20 protein-coding genes are annotated in these 20,968 nt (G+C 69.7%); 16 read left to right on the top strand and 4 right to left on the bottom strand.

The features are described 5' to 3' along the window. Positions 1–176 precede the first annotated feature (176 nt). Positions 177–725 carry an ATP-binding protein gene (locus tag AC31A1_RS17125; protein ID WP_489654144.1) on the top strand — a complete coding sequence of 183 codons (549 nt, stop codon included), beginning with the start codon at positions 177–179 and terminating at the stop codon, positions 723–725. A 72-nt stretch (positions 726–797) separates the two neighbouring features. On the opposite strand, the gene AC31A1_RS17120 is transcribed toward AC31A1_RS17125, so the two are convergent. Further along, on the bottom strand, positions 798–1,601 hold the full coding sequence (locus AC31A1_RS17120; protein ID WP_489654143.1) for an SAM-dependent methyltransferase: 804 nt from the start codon (positions 1,599–1,601) through the stop codon (positions 798–800). Between the two features lie 70 nt (positions 1,602–1,671). Continuing rightward, positions 1,672–2,679 carry a LacI family DNA-binding transcriptional regulator gene (locus AC31A1_RS17115; RefSeq protein WP_393756688.1) on the bottom strand — a complete coding sequence of 336 codons (1,008 nt, stop codon included), beginning with the start codon at positions 2,677–2,679 and terminating at the stop codon, positions 1,672–1,674. A 272-nt stretch (positions 2,680–2,951) separates the two neighbouring features. Between AC31A1_RS17115 and AC31A1_RS17110 the strand changes: the two genes are divergently transcribed. Genes AC31A1_RS17110 through AC31A1_RS17080 form a run of 7 tightly spaced genes read left to right on the top strand, consistent with a single transcriptional unit; the run spans position 2,952 to position 11,063 of the window. Then, positions 2,952–4,244 carry an ABC transporter substrate-binding protein gene (locus tag AC31A1_RS17110; protein WP_489654142.1) on the top strand — a complete coding sequence of 431 codons (1,293 nt, stop codon included), beginning with the start codon at positions 2,952–2,954 and terminating at the stop codon, positions 4,242–4,244. Between the two features lie 8 nt (positions 4,245–4,252). After that, on the top strand, positions 4,253–5,140 hold the full coding sequence (locus tag AC31A1_RS17105; protein ID WP_399003673.1) for a carbohydrate ABC transporter permease: 888 nt from the start codon (positions 4,253–4,255) through the stop codon (positions 5,138–5,140). Beyond that, on the top strand, positions 5,137–6,039 hold the full coding sequence (locus AC31A1_RS17100; RefSeq protein WP_489654141.1) for a carbohydrate ABC transporter permease: 903 nt from the start codon (positions 5,137–5,139) through the stop codon (positions 6,037–6,039). Before AC31A1_RS17105 ends, AC31A1_RS17100 begins: the two co-directional genes overlap by 4 nt. A gap of 50 nt (positions 6,040–6,089) precedes the next feature. Then, a complete protein-coding gene (locus AC31A1_RS17095; RefSeq protein WP_489654140.1) occupies positions 6,090–7,346 on the top strand; it encodes a glycoside hydrolase 5 family protein in 1,257 nt (418 codons plus the stop codon). Then, complete coding sequence (locus AC31A1_RS17090) at positions 7,343–7,477, top strand: hypothetical protein (protein ID WP_489654139.1); 135 nt, start codon at positions 7,343–7,345, stop codon at positions 7,475–7,477. The genes AC31A1_RS17095 and AC31A1_RS17090 overlap by 4 nt, the downstream gene beginning before the upstream one ends. A 56-nt stretch (positions 7,478–7,533) precedes the next feature. Continuing rightward, positions 7,534–10,548, top strand: a complete 3,015-nt coding sequence (locus tag AC31A1_RS17085; RefSeq protein WP_489654138.1) for an alpha-mannosidase — start codon at positions 7,534–7,536, stop codon at positions 10,546–10,548. A 47-nt stretch (positions 10,549–10,595) separates the two neighbouring features. Next, the gene (locus tag AC31A1_RS17080; RefSeq protein ID WP_489654137.1) at positions 10,596–11,063 is read left to right on the top strand and encodes a DUF4231 domain-containing protein; all 468 of its coding nucleotides are present in this window, start codon (positions 10,596–10,598) and stop codon (positions 11,061–11,063) included. Between the two features lie 262 nt (positions 11,064–11,325). Here the strand turns inward: AC31A1_RS17080 and AC31A1_RS17075 are convergent, their stop codons facing one another. Then, a complete protein-coding gene (locus AC31A1_RS17075) occupies positions 11,326–12,054 on the bottom strand; it encodes a FadR/GntR family transcriptional regulator (protein WP_393756073.1) in 729 nt (242 codons plus the stop codon). A 163-nt stretch (positions 12,055–12,217) separates the two neighbouring features. Between AC31A1_RS17075 and AC31A1_RS17070 the strand changes: the two genes are divergently transcribed. The 8 genes from AC31A1_RS17070 to AC31A1_RS17035 all read left to right on the top strand — a co-directional run bounded on the left by AC31A1_RS17070 (position 12,218) and on the right by AC31A1_RS17035 (position 20,153). Continuing rightward, positions 12,218–13,303, top strand: a complete 1,086-nt coding sequence (locus AC31A1_RS17070; protein ID WP_489654136.1) for a sugar ABC transporter substrate-binding protein — start codon at positions 12,218–12,220, stop codon at positions 13,301–13,303. Beyond that, on the top strand, positions 13,300–14,805 hold the full coding sequence (locus tag AC31A1_RS17065; protein ID WP_489654135.1) for a sugar ABC transporter ATP-binding protein: 1,506 nt from the start codon (positions 13,300–13,302) through the stop codon (positions 14,803–14,805). Before AC31A1_RS17070 ends, AC31A1_RS17065 begins: the two co-directional genes overlap by 4 nt. Next, positions 14,798–15,826 (top strand): ABC transporter permease, encoded by a 1,029-nt coding sequence (locus AC31A1_RS17060; protein ID WP_489654134.1) that lies wholly within the window; start codon positions 14,798–14,800, stop codon positions 15,824–15,826. The genes AC31A1_RS17065 and AC31A1_RS17060 overlap by 8 nt, the downstream gene beginning before the upstream one ends. A gap of 62 nt (positions 15,827–15,888) precedes the next feature. Then, the gene (locus AC31A1_RS17055; protein ID WP_489654133.1) at positions 15,889–17,238 is read left to right on the top strand and encodes an L-fuconate dehydratase; all 1,350 of its coding nucleotides are present in this window, start codon (positions 15,889–15,891) and stop codon (positions 17,236–17,238) included. Further along, positions 17,235–17,990, top strand: coding sequence for an SDR family NAD(P)-dependent oxidoreductase (locus tag AC31A1_RS17050; protein WP_489654132.1), 756 nt, complete (start codon positions 17,235–17,237; stop codon positions 17,988–17,990). Before AC31A1_RS17055 ends, AC31A1_RS17050 begins: the two co-directional genes overlap by 4 nt. Further along, positions 17,987–19,006 carry an aldo/keto reductase gene (locus tag AC31A1_RS17045; protein ID WP_489654131.1) on the top strand — a complete coding sequence of 340 codons (1,020 nt, stop codon included), beginning with the start codon at positions 17,987–17,989 and terminating at the stop codon, positions 19,004–19,006. Before AC31A1_RS17050 ends, AC31A1_RS17045 begins: the two co-directional genes overlap by 4 nt. Further along, on the top strand, positions 19,003–19,317 hold the full coding sequence (locus tag AC31A1_RS17040) for an L-rhamnose mutarotase (protein WP_489654130.1): 315 nt from the start codon (positions 19,003–19,005) through the stop codon (positions 19,315–19,317). Before AC31A1_RS17045 ends, AC31A1_RS17040 begins: the two co-directional genes overlap by 4 nt. Continuing rightward, entirely contained in the window at positions 19,314–20,153 is an 840-nt protein-coding gene (locus AC31A1_RS17035; RefSeq protein ID WP_489654129.1) for an amidohydrolase family protein, read from the top strand. The genes AC31A1_RS17040 and AC31A1_RS17035 overlap by 4 nt, the downstream gene beginning before the upstream one ends. On the opposite strand, the gene AC31A1_RS17030 is transcribed toward AC31A1_RS17035, so the two are convergent. After that, positions 20,141–20,968: lipase maturation factor family protein (locus tag AC31A1_RS17030; protein ID WP_489654128.1), on the bottom strand; the 828-nt coding region annotated here is incomplete at its 5' end. The two genes, AC31A1_RS17035 and AC31A1_RS17030, sit on opposite strands and share 13 nt — an antisense overlap.

Genomic DNA, 20,968 nt, shown 5'->3' with positions numbered 1-20,968 from the left:
TGCACCCATTGGTGATGTGGAGGACGATAGCCCTAGGGGGGACCGCTCGCAAGATCGTCTGCAATTGCAGCGGTAATTGCCGATGCACTTGCGTTCGCGGGGGCAGGCGGAGGACGATGCTCCGGACAGGTGTAGCGCGCGCAGTTGTTCTCTTCCCAGGGGTCTCAGGGGTCGCGATGTCCGCAGAGCAAGTCGTACGACCGGTCGACACCCTGCGGATCGAGGGGACTTGGGAGTGGCTGTGCCGGGCCGTCGACCAGATGGGCCCGCCCGAGCCGGGGCAGACCGTCACCCTGGTTCCCGCCGTCGGTGACGGGCGCGACCCCGCTCTCTGTTCCGTCCTGGTCGTGCCGCCGATGCCTCAATCGGCCCATGTGGCACGGGAGTTCACCCGGGCGGCGCTCGCGGACCGGGCCGGGGACGAACTCGTCGACGACGTGACGGTCACCGTGTCGGAGCTGGTGAGCAACGCGCTGCGCTACGGCCGGGCGCCCAACTCCCTTGCGGAGCCGCAGCCTTCACTGTGGCTCGCGGTGTGGGACCGGCTGCCGTACGCGGTGTGCGCGGTCACCGACGACAGCGATCGCATACCCGTGGAGGGGCACCCCGACGAGTTCGCCGAGTCCGGGCGCGGCCTGCAAGTGGTCTCCGCACTCAGCGAGTCATGGGGCTGGAACCTGCGGGCGGGCGGCGGGAAGACGGTCTGGGCGCTGTTCCGGATCTGACCCGGGGGATACGGAACGCGGAACGACGAGAGGGGCACCGGCAACTTCGGTACCCCTCTTCGCCGTTGGTGCTCAGGCCTTGCGGCCGATGCCGCAGATCGTGTTCTCGACGGACGGGTCACGGCCCACGTCGACCGGCTCCGGGTGCCACCGCGAAATGGGGACGATGCCGGGTTCGATGGCATCGAGGCCATCGAAGAACGCCGCGATCCGTTCGGGGCTGCGCAGGTGGTAGGAGCTGGCGGAGTTGGCGTTGTACACCGAAATCGCCTGGTTGAGCGCCGCGTTGGTGTCGGTGCCGTCGGTCAGTGCGAGATAGCTGCCCGCGGGCAGCGCGTCGAGGAAGCGGGCCACGACGGCCTCGGGTTCGTCCGAGTCCGGGATCTGACCCAGGATGCCCAGCATCGTCAGCGCGATCGGCTTGCTGAAGTCCAGGGTCTGGGCGGCGGCTTCGAGAATCCTCTCGGGGTCGCGCACATCGGCGTCGACATAGGCGCAGGCACCCTCCGGGGCGCTGGTGAGCAGCGCCTGCGCGTGCACCAGGACCAGCGGGTCGTTGTCGACGTACACGATGCGGCTCTCGGGCGCGATGCGCTGCGCGACCTCGTGCGTGTTGTCGACGGTGGGCAGGCCGGTCCCGATGTCGAGGAACTGCCGGATGCCAGCCTCCTCGGTGAGATAGCGCACCGCCCGTACCAGGAAGCGGCGTTGGAGGCGCGCGAGCAGGGCGATGTCCGGGAACATCTGGACGATCATCTCGCCGGCCTCGCGGTCGGCGGCGTAGTTGTCCTTGCCGCCCAGGAGGAAGTTCCACACGCGGGCGGAGTGCGGCCGGTCGAGCTGGAGCCGGTCGGCCAGCGGTTCTTCGGAGGTCATGGGCAAAGCCTCACACGAAGTACCGGGCGGTGTCCGGCGATTCGGCCGCGAACCGGGAGTTACGGCACGCTCACGCCCGCGCCGTCCCCGTGCTGTCCCGCTCGATGAGCCGCGGCACCGGCACCCGCACCGTGCGCGCCGGACCGCCGTCCAGCAGAGCGGTCAACTCCCGGGCCGCCGTACGGCCGAACTCCACACTGTCCCGGGACAGCGCGGACAGCCACGGCCGGACCATGCGGCACAGCGCGGAGTCCTCCCAGGCGACCACCGACACGTCCGCCGGTACGGAGAAGCCGAGTTCGGTCGCGGCGGCCACTCCGGCGACGGCCATCACGTCGTTGTCGTAGATCAACGCCGTTGGGGGAGCGGCGACTTCGAGCACCCGACGGGTGACGGCGGCGCCCGCCGCGTCCGAGTAGTCGGTGGTCACCGAGTGCACCTCGGTGAGCCCGCGGCGGGCGGCCTCGGCGCGCAGGGCGCGGATGCGGCGCTCGGTGTGCGCGAGGCCCGGCAGACCGGCGATGTGCACGATCCGCCGATGGCCGCGCGCGGACAACTCGTCGACGACAGAGGCCATCGCGCCCGCGTCGTCCGCCCACACCGTCGACAGACCGGGATGCCGTTCGTCGGGTGCGCCGCCGATCACCACGGCGGGCAGGCCCAGTTCGTCGAGGAGGTCGGGCCGTGGGTCGGCGGTGCGCGGATCGGCCACCAGGACGCCGTCCACCCGGTGTTCGGCCCACCAGCGCCGGTAGACCGCGCACTCGTCGTCGACGTCCTCGGCCATCTGGAAGAGCAGACCGAGATGGCGTTCGGCCAGCACTTCCTGGATACCGGAGACGAGTTGGAGGAAGAAGGAGTCGACGCCGAGGGTGTCCGCGGGCCGGGCGAGGACGAAACCGACCGTCGCCGCGCCCTCCCCGGACAGCGCCCGTGCCGCCGTGCTGGGCCGCCAGCCCAGCTGCTCCGCGACCCGGCGCACCCGGTCGCGGGTGATCTCGGAGACGCCGGGCCGGCCGTTGAGCGCGAAGGAGACCGCGCTCTCGGACACGCCGGCGCGCTGCGCGATGTCCTTCATCGTCGGCCGACGCGCGGGCGACCGCTTGCCTGACAAGCGTGCTCTCCATTCCACCGGTGCCGCGCACTAATGCGCTTGAGTCCGCACACCCTAAAGCGCATTAGTGATCCACCGCAAGAATGCGAACGCACCTCGCTGACCAGTGCAGTTGGTCGGATGCCCGCCAACTAATGAATTTAGCTGAGCGGAATCCATTGACGGGCCCGGTGAACAGCGTGCAAGGTCTGCCCCGGCACGATTGGCCAACCCCCACTGCAAAGGAGCCACTCGCCGTGCGCATCTCCCGCAGAGCCTTCGCCGCAGCTGCCGCCGCCGTCGTCCTCATGCCGCTGAGCGCCTGCGGTTCCGGGGGAGACGACGGCGGATCGACCGACGCCTCGGGCAAGGTCGAGGGCGACATCACCTTCCAGACGTGGAACCTCCGCGCCAACTTCAAGTCGTACTTCGAGGGCGTGATCTCCGGCTTCGAGAAGAAGTACCCCGGCACCCACGTGAAGTGGATCGACCAGCCCGCCGAGGGCTACGCCGACAAGATCAGCGCGGACGCCGCGGGCGGCACCCTGCCCGACGTCGTCAACGTCTCCCCGGACCTGGTCGCCCCGCTCGCCAAGGCGGGCCTCGCACTCGATCTCGACAAGGCGGCCGCGAAGTACAAGAGCGAGTACCTGCCGGGTGCTTGGGCCAGCCACCAGATACCGGGCATGACCGGGACCTACGCGTTCCCCTGGTACCTCAACACCGGCCCGCTCTTCTACAACAAGTCCCTCTTCAAGCAGGCCGGACTCGACCCCGACCAGCCGCCGAAGACGTACGACGAACTCTTCGCCCAGGCCCTCCAGTTGGCGAAGAAGACCGACGGCAAGGTCGCCACCCTCGCCAACGTCCCCACCGTCGAGGACTTCGGCCGCTACGGCGTCGAGCTCATGAACAAGGAGGGCACCGCCTTCGCCTTCAACGACGCGAAGGGCATCGAACTCCTCACCAAGTACAAGGAGTTGTACGACGCGAAGGCCCTCGACTCGCAGGCACTCACCGCCACTCCCGAGTCGTCCGGCAAGAAGTTCCTCACCGGCGCCGTCGCGATGAACCCGGGCAGTGCCCTGGACCTCGACAACTTCAAGAAGCAGGCGCCCACCCTGTACAAGAACATCGGCATCACCGACCAGATCACCAGCACCAGGCACGTCAACATGTACGTGATGGGCGTGATGGTCAACTCCAAGACCAAGCACACGCCCGCGTCCGTGGCCTTCGCGCACTACGTCACCGACGCCCAGCAGCAGATGTCGTTCGCCAAGAAGGTCGCCATCTTCCCGAGCACCGCCGGTTCCCTCGACGACCCGTACTTCACCAAGGAGGACGGCACCGACGAGACCCGGGTACGGATCGCCGCCGCCAAGTCCCTGAAGAACGCGGTCAATTACACGCCGGTGCTGTTCAGCGAGCAGATGAAGACCGCGCTGCGCAACGAGGCCGCCAAGGCGCTGCAGGGCAAGGAGAGCCCCAGGACGGCTCTCGACAACGCTGTCAAGCAGTGCGACACGCTGCTCCAGCAGGAAGGCTGAACGTCCCCATGGCCGACGTGTCCCGCGTGCGGCGCCAACTGCCCACCAGTCCCTGGCTGTTCGCCGCCCCCGGGCTGCTCGTCGTCGGCGCCTTCGTGCTGTACCCCTTCGCCTCCACCGTGATCAACTCCTTCACGGACCGGCGCACCCTGATCCCGGGCCACTTCGTGGGCTTCGCCAACTTCCGCGAGCTGTGGCACGACGACATGTTCTGGACCGGCCTGCGCAACAGCACCCTGTACATCGTCGGGGTGGTCCCCGCACTCGTCGTACTCCCGCTGCTGCTGGCCCTGTTGGTGCAGAAGAACATCCCCGGCATCACCTTCTTCCGGTCCGCCTTCTACACGCCCGTCGTCGCCTCGATCGTGGTCGTCGGACTGATCTGGGTGTGGCTGCTCGACGAACGCGGCCTGGTCAACTCGCTGTTGGAGACGATCGGCGTCGGCAAGGTCGGGTTCCTCAGCGACCAGTGGCTGCTCCTGCTGAGCGCCATGGCCGTCACGGTCTGGAAGGGCCTCGGCTACTACATGATCATTTACCTGGCCGCGCTCGCCAGTGTGCCGCGCGAACTGCACGAGGCCGCCTCGGTGGACGGCGCGGGCGCGGTGCGCCGCTTCTTCACGGTGACCGTGCCCGCCGTCCGTTCCACGATGGTGCTGGTGGGCGCGTTGTCCTCGGTCGCCGCCTTCAAGGTGTTCTCCGAGGTGTACCTGATGGCGGGCCCGAGCGGCGGACCGGCCGGTGAGGACACCACCCTCGTGATGCTCGTCCAGCGCACCGGCACCGGCCTGACCGGCCGCGTCGGCTATGCCTCCGCGCTCTCGGTCGTCGTCTTCGTCGTCACCGTCGCCCTGATGCTGCTCGTGCTGCGGGCCGACCGGAAGGAGGACGCTTGAGCGTCATCGAGCGCACAAGGCCCGTCCAGGAGACGGCAGTTCGCGAACCCCGTATCACCGACGAGCACGGCCGCCGCATCCGCGTCTGGGAACTCGCCCTGCGCTACGCGCTGTTGCTCGTCGTCCTCGCCATCACCGTCGGCCCCTTCGTATGGCAGCTGTCCACCTCGCTCAAGGGCCCGACCGAGGACATCTACAGCTCACCGCCGACCTTCCTGCCCGAACACCCCACCCTGCACAACTACAAGCGGGTCGCCGACACCATCCCCGTCTGGGACTACGCCTTCAACTCGCTGAAGGTCGCCACCGCCAACGTCGTGACGAACTGCGTCGGTTCGGCGCTCGCCGGCTACGCCCTGGCCCGGCTGCGCTACCGGGGCCGCCGCGTGGCCACCCTCGTCTTCATCCTCGCGATGCTCGTGCCGGTGGAGGGCATCATCATCGCCCAGTTCACCACCATGCGAGAGCTGGGCCTCAACAACACCCTGATCGGCGTGGTCCTCCCGGGCTGCATCGGCGCGATGAACGTCCTGCTGATGCGCAACGCCTTCCTCAACCTGCCGTACGAGATCGAGGAAGCGGCCTTCGTCGACGGCGCCAACGTGTGGCAGCGGTTCCTGCGGATCGCACTGCCGTCCGTGAAGGGCACCATCGCGGTCGTCGCGATCTTCGCCTTCATGGGCGCCTGGGACGACTTCCTGTGGCCGCTCATCGTGCTCAGCGACCCGTCCAAATTCACGCTCACCATCGGCCTCAACTACCTGCACGGCACCTTCGCCAACGACGAACGCCTCGTGGCCGCCGGCACGGTCATCGCCGTGGCACCGCTGATCGCCCTCTTCGCCTGCCTCCAGCGGTACTTCTTCCGGGGCGTCGGCGAGGGCGCCGTCAAAGGCTGAGACCTACGCGCCGACTTCCCCCACGTACGCACTACAGAACCAGGATCCCGATGTCTTCTGCCGTGCGCTTCGGCGTCAACTACACGCCCAGCCAGGGATGGTTCCACCACTGGCTCGACTTCGACCTCGACTCCGTACGCGCCGACCTCGACTCGATCGCCGAGCTGGGCCTCGACCACATCCGCGTCTTCCCGCTGTGGCCGTACTTCCAGCCCAACCGGACCCTGATCCGAACCAGGGCCGTAGAGCAGCTGGTTCAGCTCGTCGACGCGGCTGGTGAACGCGGGCTCGACGTCAACGTCGACGGTCTGCAAGGGCACTTGAGCAGTTTCGACTACCTGCCCGCGTGGACCCGGACCTGGCACCGGCGCAACCTCTTCACCGACCCGGACGTCCTCGACGGCCAGGCCACCTATCTGCGCACGCTCGCCGCCGCCCTCGCCAACCGGCCGAACTTCATCGGCATGACCCTCGGCAACGAGGTCAACCAGTTCTCGGCGGGCCCGCATCCGGACCCCGACCGGGCGACGGAGGACCAGATCGACGGCTGGCTGGCGCGGATGCTCGCGGCCTGTGCGGAGGGTGCGCCCGGCAAGCCGCATCTGCATGCCGAGTACGACGCGACCTGGTACCAGGACGACATGCCGTTCACCCCGGCCCAGGCTGCCCGGCGCGGTGCGATGACGGCCGTGCACTCCTGGGTCTTCAACGGCACCGCCCAACGCCACGGCCGCAGTTCGGTCCCCTCCGAGCACCACGCCGCGTACCTGATCGAGCTGAGCAAGGCCTGGGCCGACGAACCGCATCGCCCCGTCTGGCTCCAGGAGGTCGGCGCGCCCCAGCCGCTCGTGCCCGCCGAGCACGCGGCCGACTTCGCCTCGGCGACCATCGCCAACGCCCTTGACTGCCCCGACCTCTGGGGCATCACCTGGTGGTGCTCGCACGACGTGTCCCGCGATCTCGCGGACTTCCCCGAACTCGAATACGGGCTGGGCCTGTTGACCAACGACCGCCAACCCAAGGACATCGCGCTGGTGTTGGCCGAGGCGGCCCGCGAGCCCACGTACGAACCCGCCCTCCGCACCACGGCACTCGTCGTGCCCGCCGATCCGTCGGTCCGCTCGGTCTGCGGTCCCGGCGGGCCGGTCTTCGACGCCTACTTCCGGCTCGTCGCCGACGGAGCCCGCCCGGCGACCGTCCTGGACGTACGCGCGGACGACAAGGACCACCTCGCCGCGCGCGGCATCACCGAAGTCGTCACTCCCGACCAGGTACTCCCCGCCCCACAAGGAGGCACCAGTTCGTGAACCCCGGACGCCCCACCAGACGCACCGTCCTGCACGCCGAACAGGGTGAGCGGCAGGCGTGGTTCGAACCGCGCGCGGCAGGGGAGCTCTACACAGCGTCGGCCCCCGTGACCGTCGCGCACACCTGGTGACACCCGACTGGCAACACCCGTGACCCCACCCGCAACCGAGCTACGGAGCACCCCACATGCATGACGACCGCAGCCTGGTCGAAGCCCGCCTCAAGCGTGTCCTCGAAGAGCGCATCCGTCCCGCCGTGTACCCCGAGTCCGTGCCGCTGGAAGTGGCCGTCTGGCACGCGCCCGACGAGCCGGTGTCCGTGGCCGAAGGGCTCGGGGGCACACCCGAACCGATCGAGGTGGGTGCCCGGTGGGGTGCTCCCTGGGGCACCAGCTGGTTCCGCGTCACTGGGACCGTCCCCCAGGAGTGGGCCGGCAAGACCGTCGAGGCGCTGCTCGACCTCGGCTTCGACGAGAACATGCCCGGGTTCCAGTGCGAGGGCCTCGTCTACCGGCCCGACGGCACCCCGGTGAAGGGCCTCAACCCGCGCAACCAGTGGGTCAGGATCGGCGCGCCCGTCGCCGGCGGCGAGGAGGTGCGGCTGCACATCGAGGCCGCCTCGAACCCCGTCGTCCTCGACTACCACCCCTTCCTGCCAACGCAGTTGGGCGACAAGGAGACGGCCGGGAGTGAGCCCCAGTACACGCTGACCCGCATGGATCTCGCGGTCCTCGACGAGAACGTGTGGAACCTCGTCCTCGACCTGGAGGTCGTCGGCGAGCTGATGGCCGAGCTGCCGGTGGATTCGGCCCGCCGCTGGGACCTGCTGCGGGCGATCGAGAAGGCGCTGGACGCCGTCGACCTCCAGGACGTCAACGGGACGGCGGAGCGCGCCCGTTCACAGCTCGCGGCCGTCCTGTCCACGCCCGCTGTCCCGTCCGCGCACCGCATCAGTGCGATCGGGCACGCGCACATCGACTCGGCGTGGCTGTGGCCGCTGCGCGAGACGGTCCGCAAGGTGGCGCGCACAACGTCCAACATGACGGCCCTCCTTGAGGACGAGCCGGACTTCATCTTCGCCATGTCGCAGGCCCAGCAGTGGGCCTGGGTGAAGGAGCACCGGCCCGAGGTGTGGGCCCGGGTCAAGAAGGCGGTGGCGGACGGGCGGTTCGTGCCCGCCGGTGGCATGTGGGTGGAGTCGGACACCAACATGCCTGGCTCGGAGGCGATGGCCCGTCAGTTCGTGCACGGGAAGCGGTTCTTCCTCGACGAGTTCGGCATCGAGAACGAGGAGGCCTGGCTGCCCGACACCTTCGGCTTCGCCGCCGGACTGCCGCAGATCATCAAGGCGGCCGGTTCCAAGTGGCTGCTGACGCAGAAGATCTCCTGGTCCCAGACCAACAAGTTCCCGCACCACACCTTCCGTTGGGAGGGCATCGACGGCACCCGGATCTTCACCCACTTCCCGCCCGTCGACACCTACAACTGCTCCATGCAGGGCCGCGAGATCGCCCACGCGGCACGCAACTTCAAGGACAAGGGTGTGGCCCGGCACTCCCTCGCGCCCACCGGCTGGGGCGACGGAGGCGGCGGCACGACGCGAGAGATGGTCGCGAAGGCGGCCCGTCTGCGCGACCTCGAAGGCTCGGCGACCGTGGCCTGGGAGACGCCGAAGGAGTTCTTCGAGAAGGCCGAGGCCGAGTACCCCGAACCCCCGGTCTGGGTCGGCGAGTTGTACCTCGAACTCCACCGCGCCACCCTCACCAGCCAGGCCAAGACCAAGCAGGGCAACCGCCGCAGCGAACACCTTCTGCGCGAGGCGGAGTTGTGGGCGGCCACGGCTGCGGTGCGGGCCGGATTCCCGTACCCGTACGAGGACTTGGACCGGATCTGGAAGACGGTGCTGCTGCACCAGTTCCACGACATCCTGCCCGGCTCGTCCATCGCCTGGGTGCACCGCGAGGCCCGCCGGACCTACGAGCGGATCGCCGCGGAACTCAACGCCGTCATCGACGCGGCCCAGCGCGCGCTGGCGGGCGAGGGCACGACCCCTCTCCTCTTCAACTCGGCGCCGCACAGCCGCGAAGGCGTCCCCGCCGGCGGCGCCCGAACCCCGGCCGTCCACGGCGAGTCGGCACTCGCGACCCGGGTCGGCGGCGGACACGTACTGGAGAACGGCCTCCTCCGCATCGAGATCGACGGCCGGGGACTCGTCGTCTCCGCCTACGACATCGAGGCCGACCGCGAGACGATCGCCCCCGGCCGGGCCGCCAACCTGCTCCAACTCCACCCGGATTTCCCGAACATGTGGGACGCCTGGGACGTCGACGAGTTCTACCGCAACACGGTCACAGACCTCACGGACGCGGACGAGGTCGTGGCCGACGGGAACGCCGTGCGGATCGTACGGTCCTTCGGCGCGTCCAAGGTCACCCAACTCCTGTCCCTGGCCCCCGGGGAGCGGCGGCTGCTCATCGACACCGAGGTCGACTGGCACGAGACCGAGAAGTTCCTCAAGCTCGCGTTCCCGCTGGATGTGCACGCCGAACGGTACGCGTCCGAGACCCAGTTCGGGCACTTCCACCGGCCCACGCACACCAACACCTCATGGGAAGCGGCCAAGTTCGAGGCCTGCAACCACCGCTTCGTGCACATGGAGGAACCCGGCTGGGGCGTCGCCGTCGTCAACGACTCGACGTACGGCCACGATGTGACCCGTACGGTCCGCAGTGACGGCGACAACGCTACGACCACCACGGTCCGCGTCTCCCTCCTCCGCGCCCCGCGCTTCCCGGACCCCGAGACCGACCAGGGCGTCCACCGCTTCCGGCACGCACTGGTGCCCGGCGCGGGCATCGGCGACGCCGTCCGCGAAGGGTGGCGGATCAACCTGCCGGAGCGGCGAGTCGAGGGCGGGCAGGAGGTCGCCCCGCTGGTCAGCGTCGACCGGGACGCGGTCGTCGTCACGGCGGTGAAACTCGCCGACGACGGGAGCGGTGACGTCGTGGTGCGGTTCCACGAGGCGCACGGAGGACGGGCCAGGGCGACACTGACGGTGGGCTTCGCGTTCGACGCCGTGGAGGCCGTAGACCTGCTGGAGCGGCCGTCGGCCGAGGCCGAGAAGGTGACCCGCGAGGGCGATCAACTCCACCTGCGGCTGCGCCCGTTCGAGCTGGTGACACTGCGGCTTCGGCGGTCCTGAGCCGGAACGCCTTTCGCCGGCGGCCGTGATCGCCCGATGATGTGGCGATGAGACGAAGAACGGCCGTCGGCCAGGCCTGGGCCTCCCAACCCGATCCTCTCCTGGGGCTTGCCCGGCAGGAGTTGGAGTTCTACGCGGGGGCGTGCGACCGAGCCAGGTGGCTGCACTACACGACGGAACTCGGCGCTCTCGCCGCCACGTCCGCGACGGTCGTGGCGGCGGGACTGCACGCGCCTGCCTGGCTCACCGCCCTGATCGCGGGCAGCGCCGTCTTCTTCACCGGCATGCGCCAGCTGTTCAGCCCGGGCTCGCGCTGGGTCCTGGCCGCACAGGCGCGGGAGGGCCTGCGGCGGGCGATCGACCACTACCTGCTGCTCCCGCAGGGCGAGCGCGACGCGGAAGCGCGGGCCGCCCTGCACCGGGCGATCGACGAGGTGGGCACCAGCGAACTGCGCGGATGGGCGGAGGTCCAGGGGCGGCGGGGGGAACCGCCGCTGCCTGCCTCCGGCGTTTGAGGAGTGGGTCAGGGCGGATGCTCTCGGTCGTTTGCTGCGGGTGCGTGGGGGCTGGTCGCGCCCGCGCGGCGGAGCCGCATCTCGGTGCGGCCCCGCGCCCCTGGAGGACTCGCCCCTTCGGGGCTCAGTCCTCCTCCGGCGGGTCTCCCTGCACGGGTGGCGACAGAGCGTCCAGTACAGAGTGGCTGCCCCTGTCCGCCGTTCCCCGTGGGCCCGTGACGACATGCACGGCCCGGATGCCAGGGCGCCTGAACCCCTGCTTCTAGGGAGCGAGCTGCGCCCGCAGCCACTCCTCCACCTCGCCCACGTGTGAGGCCGCCGCCGCGCGGGCCGCCTCCGGATCGCGGGCCACCAACGCCCGGTGGATCGCTGCGTGTTCGCGGCGGGTGCGGGCGAAGGCGCCCTCCTCCTGATAGCCGCGCCAGACCCGGGCCCGGAACGTCCGGGACGACAGGCCCTCCAGGATCGCGGCCATGGTGTCGTTGCCGGCGGCGGCCGCGATCTCGCGGTGGAAGGCGAGATCGTGGGCGAGGATCTCCTCCGGGTCGTCGGTGGCGTTCATCGCCGTGAGGTGTTTCTCGACCTCGGCCAGCTGGTCCGGGGTGATACGGGCCGCGGCCAGGGCGGTCGCCGTCGACTCCAGAATGCGGCGGACTTCGAGGAGTTCCACCAGACCCGGGCCCCGCGAGAGATCGGCGACGACACCGAAGGTCTCCAGCAGGTCGCCGGCCTCCAACTGCGTGACGTAGATGCCCGAACCGTGCCGTGCCTCCAGCACGCCCAGCACCGTGAGCGCGCGGATCGCCTCACGCATCGAGCTGCGGGAGATGCCCAGTTGGGCCGCGAGATCGCGCTCGGTGGGCAGCCGCTGACCCGGCTCCAAACGGCCCTCGCCGATCAACGCCTTGATCGAGTCGATGGCGCGCTGCGTCACCGTGCCCTTCGGCGGAGCGGCCCCCGGTTCCGTCTCACTCGGCAGGGTCTCGTCCACGCCACTCCTCCTGTCGCCGGTCCGCGCAGTCTAGCCACGGATGTGGTCGGACCACTACGGCTAGAAACCGCGAAAATTTGGCTCCTGAGGGTGTTGTAGCCCCGAAGTGGTCTGATAAATATTCCGGCAACTGCTCGAACACGCTCGATGAGGAGCCCGACAGATGGCCGGCAGCACAGTGCGCAACGGACGACAAGGCAGGCGTTTCTCCTCGTGGGCGGTGCGTGCGACGGCTGCGGCCGCGTGCGGAACCCTCGCGCTCACGGCATGCGGCAGCACCAAGGACACCGGCGCGTCCAGCGCCGGCGGGGGCGGCACGGGCAAGGTCGGGGTGATCCTGCCCCTGCTGACCTCGCCGTTCTGGCAGTCGTACAACGACTACGTGCCGAAGATGGCCAAGTCCGAAGGTGTCCAGGCACTGAAGACGGTCAACTCCAACAGCGACCCCTCGCAGCAGATCACCGACATCAACAACGAGCTGAACCAGGGCGTCAAGGGCCTGGTCGTCGCCCCGCTGGACAGCGCCGCCATCGAAGCCGGCCTCGACCAGGCCGAGCGCAAGGGCGTACCGGTCGTCGCCGTCGACGTGGCGCCCGACAAGGGCAAGGTCGCGATGGTCGTGCGCGCCGACAACGTCGCGTACGGCGAGAAGGCCTGCGAATACCTCGGGGCCCACATCGCCAGCGGCAAGGTCGTGCAGATCATGGGCGACCTCGCGTCCGTCAACGGCCGTGACCGGTCGGAGGCGTTCAGGGCCTGCGTGAAGGAGAAGTACCCGAAGCTGAAGGTCCTGGAGATCCCCGCCAAGTGGGAGTCCGACACCGCGGCCTCCAAGCTCGATACCCTCCTCAACGCCAACCCCGACATCAAGGGCATCTACATGCAGGCGGGCGGCGTCTACCTCGCGCCCACCCTCCAAACCCTCAAGTCCAAAGGCCTGTTGAAGAAGGCGGGCCAGGCCGGGCACATCACGATCGTCTCGAACGACGGCATTCCGCAGGAGTTCGACGCGATCCGCAAGGGCGAGATCGACGCCACCGTCTCCCAACCGGCCGACGCCTACGCCAAGTACGGCATGTACTACATCAAGGCCGCGATGGCGGGGAAGACCTTCAAGCCCGGCCCCACCGACCACGACTCCACGATCGTCAAGCTGCCCAGCGGCATCCTTGAGGACCAGCTGCCCGCGCCCCTGGTCACCAAGGACAACGTCGACGACGCCAAGCTCTGGGGCAACACGGTCAAATGAGCACTCCAGTGACCACTCCGCTGGTGGAGGCGACGGGAATCGTCAAGCGGTACGGCCCCACCGTCGCCCTCGCCGACGGCCGACTGACCGTACTGCCGGGCGAGTCCCACGCCCTCGTCGGCCGCAACGGCGCCGGCAAGTCCACCCTCGTCACCGTCCTCACCGGACTCCAGGTCCCCGACGAGGGCACGGTCCGCTTCGACGGCGAGCCCGCGCCCGCGCTCACCGACCGCGACGCCTGGCGCGCCAAGGTGGCCTGCGTCTATCAAAAGCCCACGGTCGTGCCCGAGTTGACGGTCGCCGAGAACCTTTTCATCAACCGGCAGCCGCAGTCCCGGAGCGGAATCATCAGCTGGCGCCGGCTGCGCACCGAGGCCGCCGAACTCCTCGACACCTGGGACGTGCACGTCGACCCCGAGGCGCGCACCGCCGACCTCAAGGTCGAGGACCGCCAAATGGTGGAGATCGCCCGGGCGTTGAGCTTCGGCGCCCGGTTCATCGTCCTCGACGAACCGACCGCGCAGCTCGACACCCGGGAGATCGAGCGGCTCTTCACCCGCATGCGGGCGCTCCAAGAGTCCGGTGTCACCTTCCTGTTCATCTCGCACCACCTCCAGGAGGTGTACGAGGTGTGCCAGACCGTCACCGTGCTGCGCGACGCCCGCTGGATCACCACCGCACCGGTCGCCGACCTCCCACGCCGGGCGCTGGTGGAGGCCATGGCGGGGGAGTCGATCGCCGAACTGGAGGTCCAGCTCAGGGAGTTGGACACCGAGGCGCCCGTCCTCCTCGACGCGCGAGGGCTCACCTCCGAGTCGTACGAGAACGTCGACCTCACCGTCCGCCGGGGCGAGGTCGTCGGACTCGCCGGATCAAGCGGCAGCGGCAAGGTCGAACTGGCCGAGTCCTTCACCGGCCTGTACACGCCGACTGGCGGGACCGCTCAACTCGACGGCGAGAAGCTGCCGTTCGGGGATGTGCAGGCGGCTCTGAAGGCCGGTGTCGGCTGTGTGCCGCGCGACAGGCACGGGCAGGGGCTGGTCTTCGGCATGTCCATCGGGGACAACGCCACGATGACGGTCCTGGACCGGCTCGGCCGCTTCGGGTTCGTCGGCGCCGAGCGCAAGCGCGTGTTCGCCACCGAGCTGATCGACCGGCTCGACATCCACACAGAGGGCCCCGAACAGCCCGTCTCCGACCTGTCCGGCGGCAACGCGCAGAAGGTCGTCATGGCCCGCGCGCTCGCCTCCGACCCCAGGCTGCTGGTCCTCATCAACCCCACCGCGGGCGTCGACGTGAAGTCCAAGGAGTCACTGCTCGCCCGCATGGACAGCGCCCGCGACGACGGCACCGCCGTGCTCGTCGTCTCCGACGAACTCGACGACCTGCGGCGCTGCGACCGCGTCCTCGTCCTCTTCCACGGCCGTGTCGTCGCCGAGCACCCGGCGGGCTGGCGCGACCACGAGCTGATCGCCTCCATCGAAGGAGTGGACCATGGCTGACACCAAGGCGGCCCCGCCGCTCGCCGCCCCACGCGCCGCCGGGGCGGGCTCGGCCCGCACGGTCCTGCTCCGCCGGGCCCGTGAACTCGCCCTCGTACCGGCCCTGTTGGTGCTCATGGTGCTCGGTGCGATCGTCAACGACTCGTTCCTCACCGAACGGAACCTGATCTCCATCCTGGGCGCCTCCGCCGCGCTCGCGATGGTGGTCCTCGCCGAGTCGCTGATCCTCATCACCGGCAAGATCGACCTGTCCCTGGAATCGGTGGTCGGCATCGCGCCCGCCATCGGCGCCCTGCTGGTCCTGCCGTCGGCGGAGTCCGGCTGGGGCACGGAATGGTCGGCCCCGCTCGCCCTCGTCGCGATCCTCGTGGTCGGCGGGATCATCGGCGCCTTCAACGGCATCCTCGTGGTGAAGTTCAAGCTCAACGCCTTCATCGTCACCCTCGCCATGCTGATCGTCCTGCGCGGCCTGCTGGTCGGCGCGACCAAGGGCAAGACGCTGTTCGGCATGCCCGACTCCTTCTTCACCCTGGCCACCAGCACCTTCCTGAACGTCCCGATGTCGGTGTGGCTGGCCGCGGTCTGCTTCGCGATCGCCGGGTTCGTGCTCAAGTACCACCGCGTCGGCCGGGCCCTGTACGCGATCGGCGGCAACCAGGAGGCGGCCCGCGCGGCCGGCATCCGCGTCGACCGGATGCTCCTCGGGGTCTCCGTCGTCGCCGGCGTCCTCGCCTCGGTGGGCGGCATCATGCAGACCGGCTACGTGGGCGCGATCAGCGCCAACCAGGGCAACAACATGATCTTCACCGTGATGGCGGCCGCGGTCATCGGCGGCATCAGCCTCGACGGCGGCAAGGGCACCATGTTCGGCGCTCTGACTGGCGTACTCCTCCTCGGAGTTGTCCAGAACCTCCTCACCCTCGCCCAGGTCCCGTCCTTCTGGATCCAGGCCATCTACGGCGGGATCATCCTGGTCGCCCTCATGATCGCCCGTGTCACCACGGGCCGCGCCCAGGACTGACCCCAACCGGCCTCCGGCACCCGCACGGCACCGGATCCCTGTACCCGACCGAAAGGCCTTCCGTGTCCCCGACCCCCGGCCCCCTCGCCCGCGTGACCGCGGTCGAAACCTACGACATCCGTTTCCCCACCTCGCGCGAGCTCGACGGCTCCGACGCGATGAACCCGGACCCCGACTACTCGGCCGCGTACGTCGTGCTGCGCACCGACGCGGCCGACGGGCACGAGGGGCACGGATTCTCCTTCACCATCGGGCGGGGCAACGATGTCCAGGTCGCCGCGATCGACGCGCTGCGCCACCATGTGATCGGCCGGTCGGTCGACGAACTGTGCGCGGATCCGGGGTCGTTGAACCGCGAGCTGATCGGCGACAGCCAACTCCGCTGGCTGGGGCCCGAGAAGGGCGTGATGCACATGGCGATCGGCGCCGTGATCAACGCGGCCTGGGACCTCACCGCCAAGCGCGCCGGCAAACCCCTGTGGCAGCTCCTCGCCGACGCCGACCCCGAATGGCTCGTCAGCCAGATCGACTTCAGGTACATCACGGACGCGCTCACCCCGGACGAGGCCCTCGACATCCTGCGCCGCGGCAGGGCGGGCGCGGACGGCCGCAGGAACATCCTGCTGGAGCGCGGCTTCCCCGCCTACACCACCTCCGCCGGGTGGCTCGGCTACGACGACGAGAAGCTCACCCGGCTCGCGGCGCAGGCCGTCGCCGACGGCTTCCGGCAGATCAAGCTGAAGGTCGGCGCCGACCTCGACGACGACATCCGCCGTTGCAGGGTGGCCCGTTCGGTGGTCGGGCCCGACATCCGGATGGCGATCGACGCCAACCAGCGCTGGGACGTGGCCGAGGCGATCCGCTGGACCAAGGCCCTCGCCGAGTTCGACCCGTACTGGATCGAGGAACCCACCAGCCCCGACGACGTGTTGGGCCACGCCACGATCCGCGCGGCCGTCGCCCCGGTGAAGGTCGCCACCGGTGAGCATGTCCAGAACCGCATCGTCTTCAAGCAGTTGCTCCAGGCCGGCGCCCTCGACATCCTCCAGATAGACGCGGCCCGCGTCGGCGGAGTCAACGAGAACCTCGCGATCCTGCTGCTCGCCGCCAAGTTCGGCGTCCCCGTCTGCCCGCACGCGGGTGGCGTCGGACTGTGCGAACTCGTGCAGCACCTCTCGATGTTCGACTACCTCGCCGTCTCCGGCACCACCGACGACCGCGTCATCGAGTACGTCGATCATCTGCACGACCACTTCCTCGATCCGGTGGTGATCCGCGAAGGTCACTACATGGCACCCACCGCACCCGGTTTCTCGGCCACCATGCGGCCCGAGTCCATCGCGCACTACACGTTCCCCGGCGGCACCTTCTGGGCCGCCGACCTCGACCGCCAGAAGGGACACGCGGCATGACCGACTTCGAGGGCCTCAAGGCCCTGGTCACCGGCGGCGCCTCCGGCATCGGCCGGGCCACCGCCGAACTCCTCGCCGAACGCGGCGCGTCGGTCGCGGTGCTCGACCTCGACCCGTCCGGCGTCGAGAAGCCGCTGCTCGGCTACCGCGCCGACGTCACCGACGACACCTCCGTGCGACAGGCCGTGGCCTCCGCCGTCGCCGACCTCGGCGGACTCGACGTGGTGGTCAACAACGCGGGCATCGGCGCCCAGGGCACCGTCGAGGACAACGACGACGAGGAATGGCACCGCGTCTTCGACGTGAACGTCCTCGGCATGGTCCGCGTCGCCCGGGCCGCGCTCCCGCACCTGCGCGAGTCGTCCCACGCGGCGATCGTCAACACCTGCTCCATCGCGGCCACGGCGGGACTGCCTCAACGCGCCCTGTACAGCGCCACGAAGGGCGCCGTGTACTCCCTCACCCTCGCCATGGCCGCCGACCACCTCCGCGAGGGCGTCCGCGTCAACTGCGTCAACCCCGGTACGGCGGACACCCCTTGGGTCGGCCGCCTCCTCGACTCGGCCCCCGACCCGGCCGCCGAACGCGCCGCCCTGGCAGCCCGCCAGCCCTCCGGCCGCCTCGTCTCGGCGGCCGAAGTCGCGGGCGCCATCGCCTACTTGGCGAGCCCGCTGTCCGGCGCCACCACCGGCACGTCACTCGCCGTGGACGGCGGCATGCGGGGCCTGCGGCTGCGGCCGGTGGGCCAGTGAGGGCCCTCGGGGAGAGCGGGGTCGAGGTCAGCGGGCTGGGCTTCGGCGGCGCCGCGATCGCCAACCTGTACACCGAGGTCGACGACGACCAGGCACACCGGGCCGTCAACACGGCCTGGCAGCAAGGGATTCGCTACTTCGACACCGCGCCCCACTACGGCATCGGCCTCTCCGAGCGCCGTCTCGGAGCCGCGCTGCGCGACCGCCCGCGCGCGGAGTACGCGATCTCCACGAAGGTCGGCCGACGCCTGGAACCCGTGCAGACGGCGACCGGCGACGACCTCGCCAACGGCTTCGCCGTGCCCGCCACCCAGCGGCGCGTCTGGGACTTCAGCGCCGACGGGATACGCCGCACCCTGGACGCCAGCCTGGAACGGCTCGGCCTCGACCACGTCGACATCGTCTACCTCCACGACCCCGACGACCACGCCGAACAGGCATTCCGCGAGGGCTATCCGGCCCTGGAGAAGCTCCGCGCGGAGGGCGTCGTCGGCGCGATCGGCGCGGGCATGAACCAGGCCGGGCTGCTCACCCGGTTCGTCCAGGACACGGACGTGGACGTCGTGTTGTGCGCGGGCCGCTACACGCTGCTCGACCAGAGCGCCCTCGCCGGACTGCTTCCGGCCGCCGTCGCACGCGGCAAGTCGGTGGTCGTCGGCGGTGCCTTCAACTCCGGTCTGCTGGCGGACCCGAAGCCGGATGCGACGTACAACTACGCCCAGGCACCGGGGGAGTTGCTCGACCGCGCCCTGCGCATGAAGGACGCGGCCGAGCGTCACGGCATCACCTTGCGCGCGGCCGCCCTGGCCTTCTGCGCGGCCCACCCGGCCGTGGCGAGCGTCCTGGTCGGGGCCCGGTCGGAGGCCGAAGTGCGGGACTGCGCAGAGCAGTTCGCCGTTGCCGTGCCCGCCGCGTTCTGGCAGGAACTCCGGGACACGGGCCTGCTGTCCGCCGACGCTCCAGTTCCCGACCTGGACCTCGCTCTCGCCGAGCAACCGTCCGAGGAGCCGTCATGAGAGTCGCCCTGCACACCAAGGTCCGCCCCGACCGCATCGCCGAGTACGAGAGCGCCCACCTCGACGTCCCCAAGGAACTCACCGCCGCGATCCGCGCCGCCGGTGCCACCTCCTGGACGATCTGGCGCAGCGGCACCGACCTCTTCCACGTCCTGGAGTGCGACGACTACGCTCGCCTGCTCGCCGAGTTGGACCAGCTCCCGGTGAACGTGGCCTGGCAGGCCCGCATGGCCCAGCTCCTCTCCGTGGTGCACGACTACTCCGGCCAGGGCGCCGACGCCGGCCTGCCCGTCGTATGGGAGCTGCCATGACGGTCGACGCCCACCACCACGTCTGGGACCTCTCGGTCCGCGACCAGGACTGGATCACGGGCCCCGAACTCCAGCCCCTGCGCCGGGACTTCACCGTCACCGACCTCGAACCCGAGGCACGGGCAGCCGGCGTGTACCGTACGGTCCTGGTCCAGACGATCACCGTCGCCGAGGAGACCCCCGAGTTCCTGGCCATCGCCGACGCACACGACCTGATCGCCGGAGTCGTCGGCTGGACCGACCTCACCCGCCCGGACATCACCGACGAACTCGCCCGCCTGCGCGAACTCCCCGGCGGCCACTACCTCAAGGGCATCCGCCATCAGGTACAGGGCGAGCCCGACCCGAACTGGCTGCTGCGCCCGGACGTCCGCCGGGGCCTCACCGCCGTCGCCGACGCGGGACTCGTCTACGACCTGCTGGTCCTGCCCCACCAGTTCCCGGCCGCCGTGGAGGTGGCCGCCTTCCTGCCCCAACTCACCTTCGTCCTCGACCACTTGGGCAAACCACCCGTCGCCGCGGGACAACTGGAACCCTGGGCGACCTCCCTCCGCTCCCTCGCCGCGCTCCCCAACACGTACGGCAAACTGTCCGGCCTGGTCACGGAGGCCGACTGGAAGACCTGGAGCACGGACGACCTGCACCCCTATGCGGACACCGCCCTCGACGCCTTCGGCCCGAGCCGCCTGATGTTCGGCTCGGACTGGCCGGTGTGCACGCTGGCGGCGACGTACGGCCAAGTCGCGGATGCGGCAGGTGAGTTGACGGACGACCTCAGTGCGGATGAGCGTGCCGAGGTCTTCGGGGGCACCGCCACCCGCGTCTACGGCCTCTGACTCTCTGCCGCCAACCGCGTCGGCGGCAGATACTCCCGCACGAACGTCCGCTCCCAGCACGCGCCCGTCTCCCGCAACTCCCGCCAGCTCGTGTAGCGGTAGCGGAAGAGACGGGCCCGGACGTAGCGCGGGGGCGCGTCGGGCGGGAACGGGGAGCGGCGCAACAGTCGTAGCGTGTCGCGGTCGTTCTCCAGGAGGCGTTCCACCAGGGCGCCGAACCACGGGTCGGCGTAGCCGGGGGAGAGGGCCGCGAACCACATCATCCAGTCCAGCCGCAGATGGTACGGCGCGAACTGGCGTGGCCAGCGCCGCGGATCGCCCGGCTTGCCCCTGAACTCGTACTCCCGCCAGCCGGAGTCCGCGCGGGGTACGTCGTCCGCCGTGCCCTCGACCACCACCTCGTAGCGGATGCGGCTGACGGTGCCGAACGCGCCGTAGGAATTGACCAGATGGAGCGGGTCGAAGGAGCGGTTCATGATCTGGCGGCGGGAGATCATGTTGCGGACCGGGCGGTGGCTGAGCCAGAGCAGCAGGGCCGCGACCGTGAAGACCACGACCTCGTACCAGACGGGTGGGTCGGGTACGGGCGGTGGTGTGTGCGGGAAACGGATCGCGGACAGAGCCAGCACGATGGTGATCCAGTTCAGCCAGGAGAAGTTGCCGGACAGGACCAGCCACAGCTGGGTCGCGATCATCAGGGACGCTGCGGCCGTCGCGATGGGCTGTGGGGTGAACAGCAGGACGGGGACGAGGAGTTGGGTGACGTGGTTGGCGGCTACCTCGACGCGGTGCAGGGGGCGGGGGAGGTGGTGGAA

It is taken from the genome of Streptomyces sp. P5F9 (genome assembly GCF_057961495.1).
The sequence above is the reverse complement of the archived record's forward strand: the minus strand, read 5'-3'. Positions and strand labels throughout refer to the sequence as shown.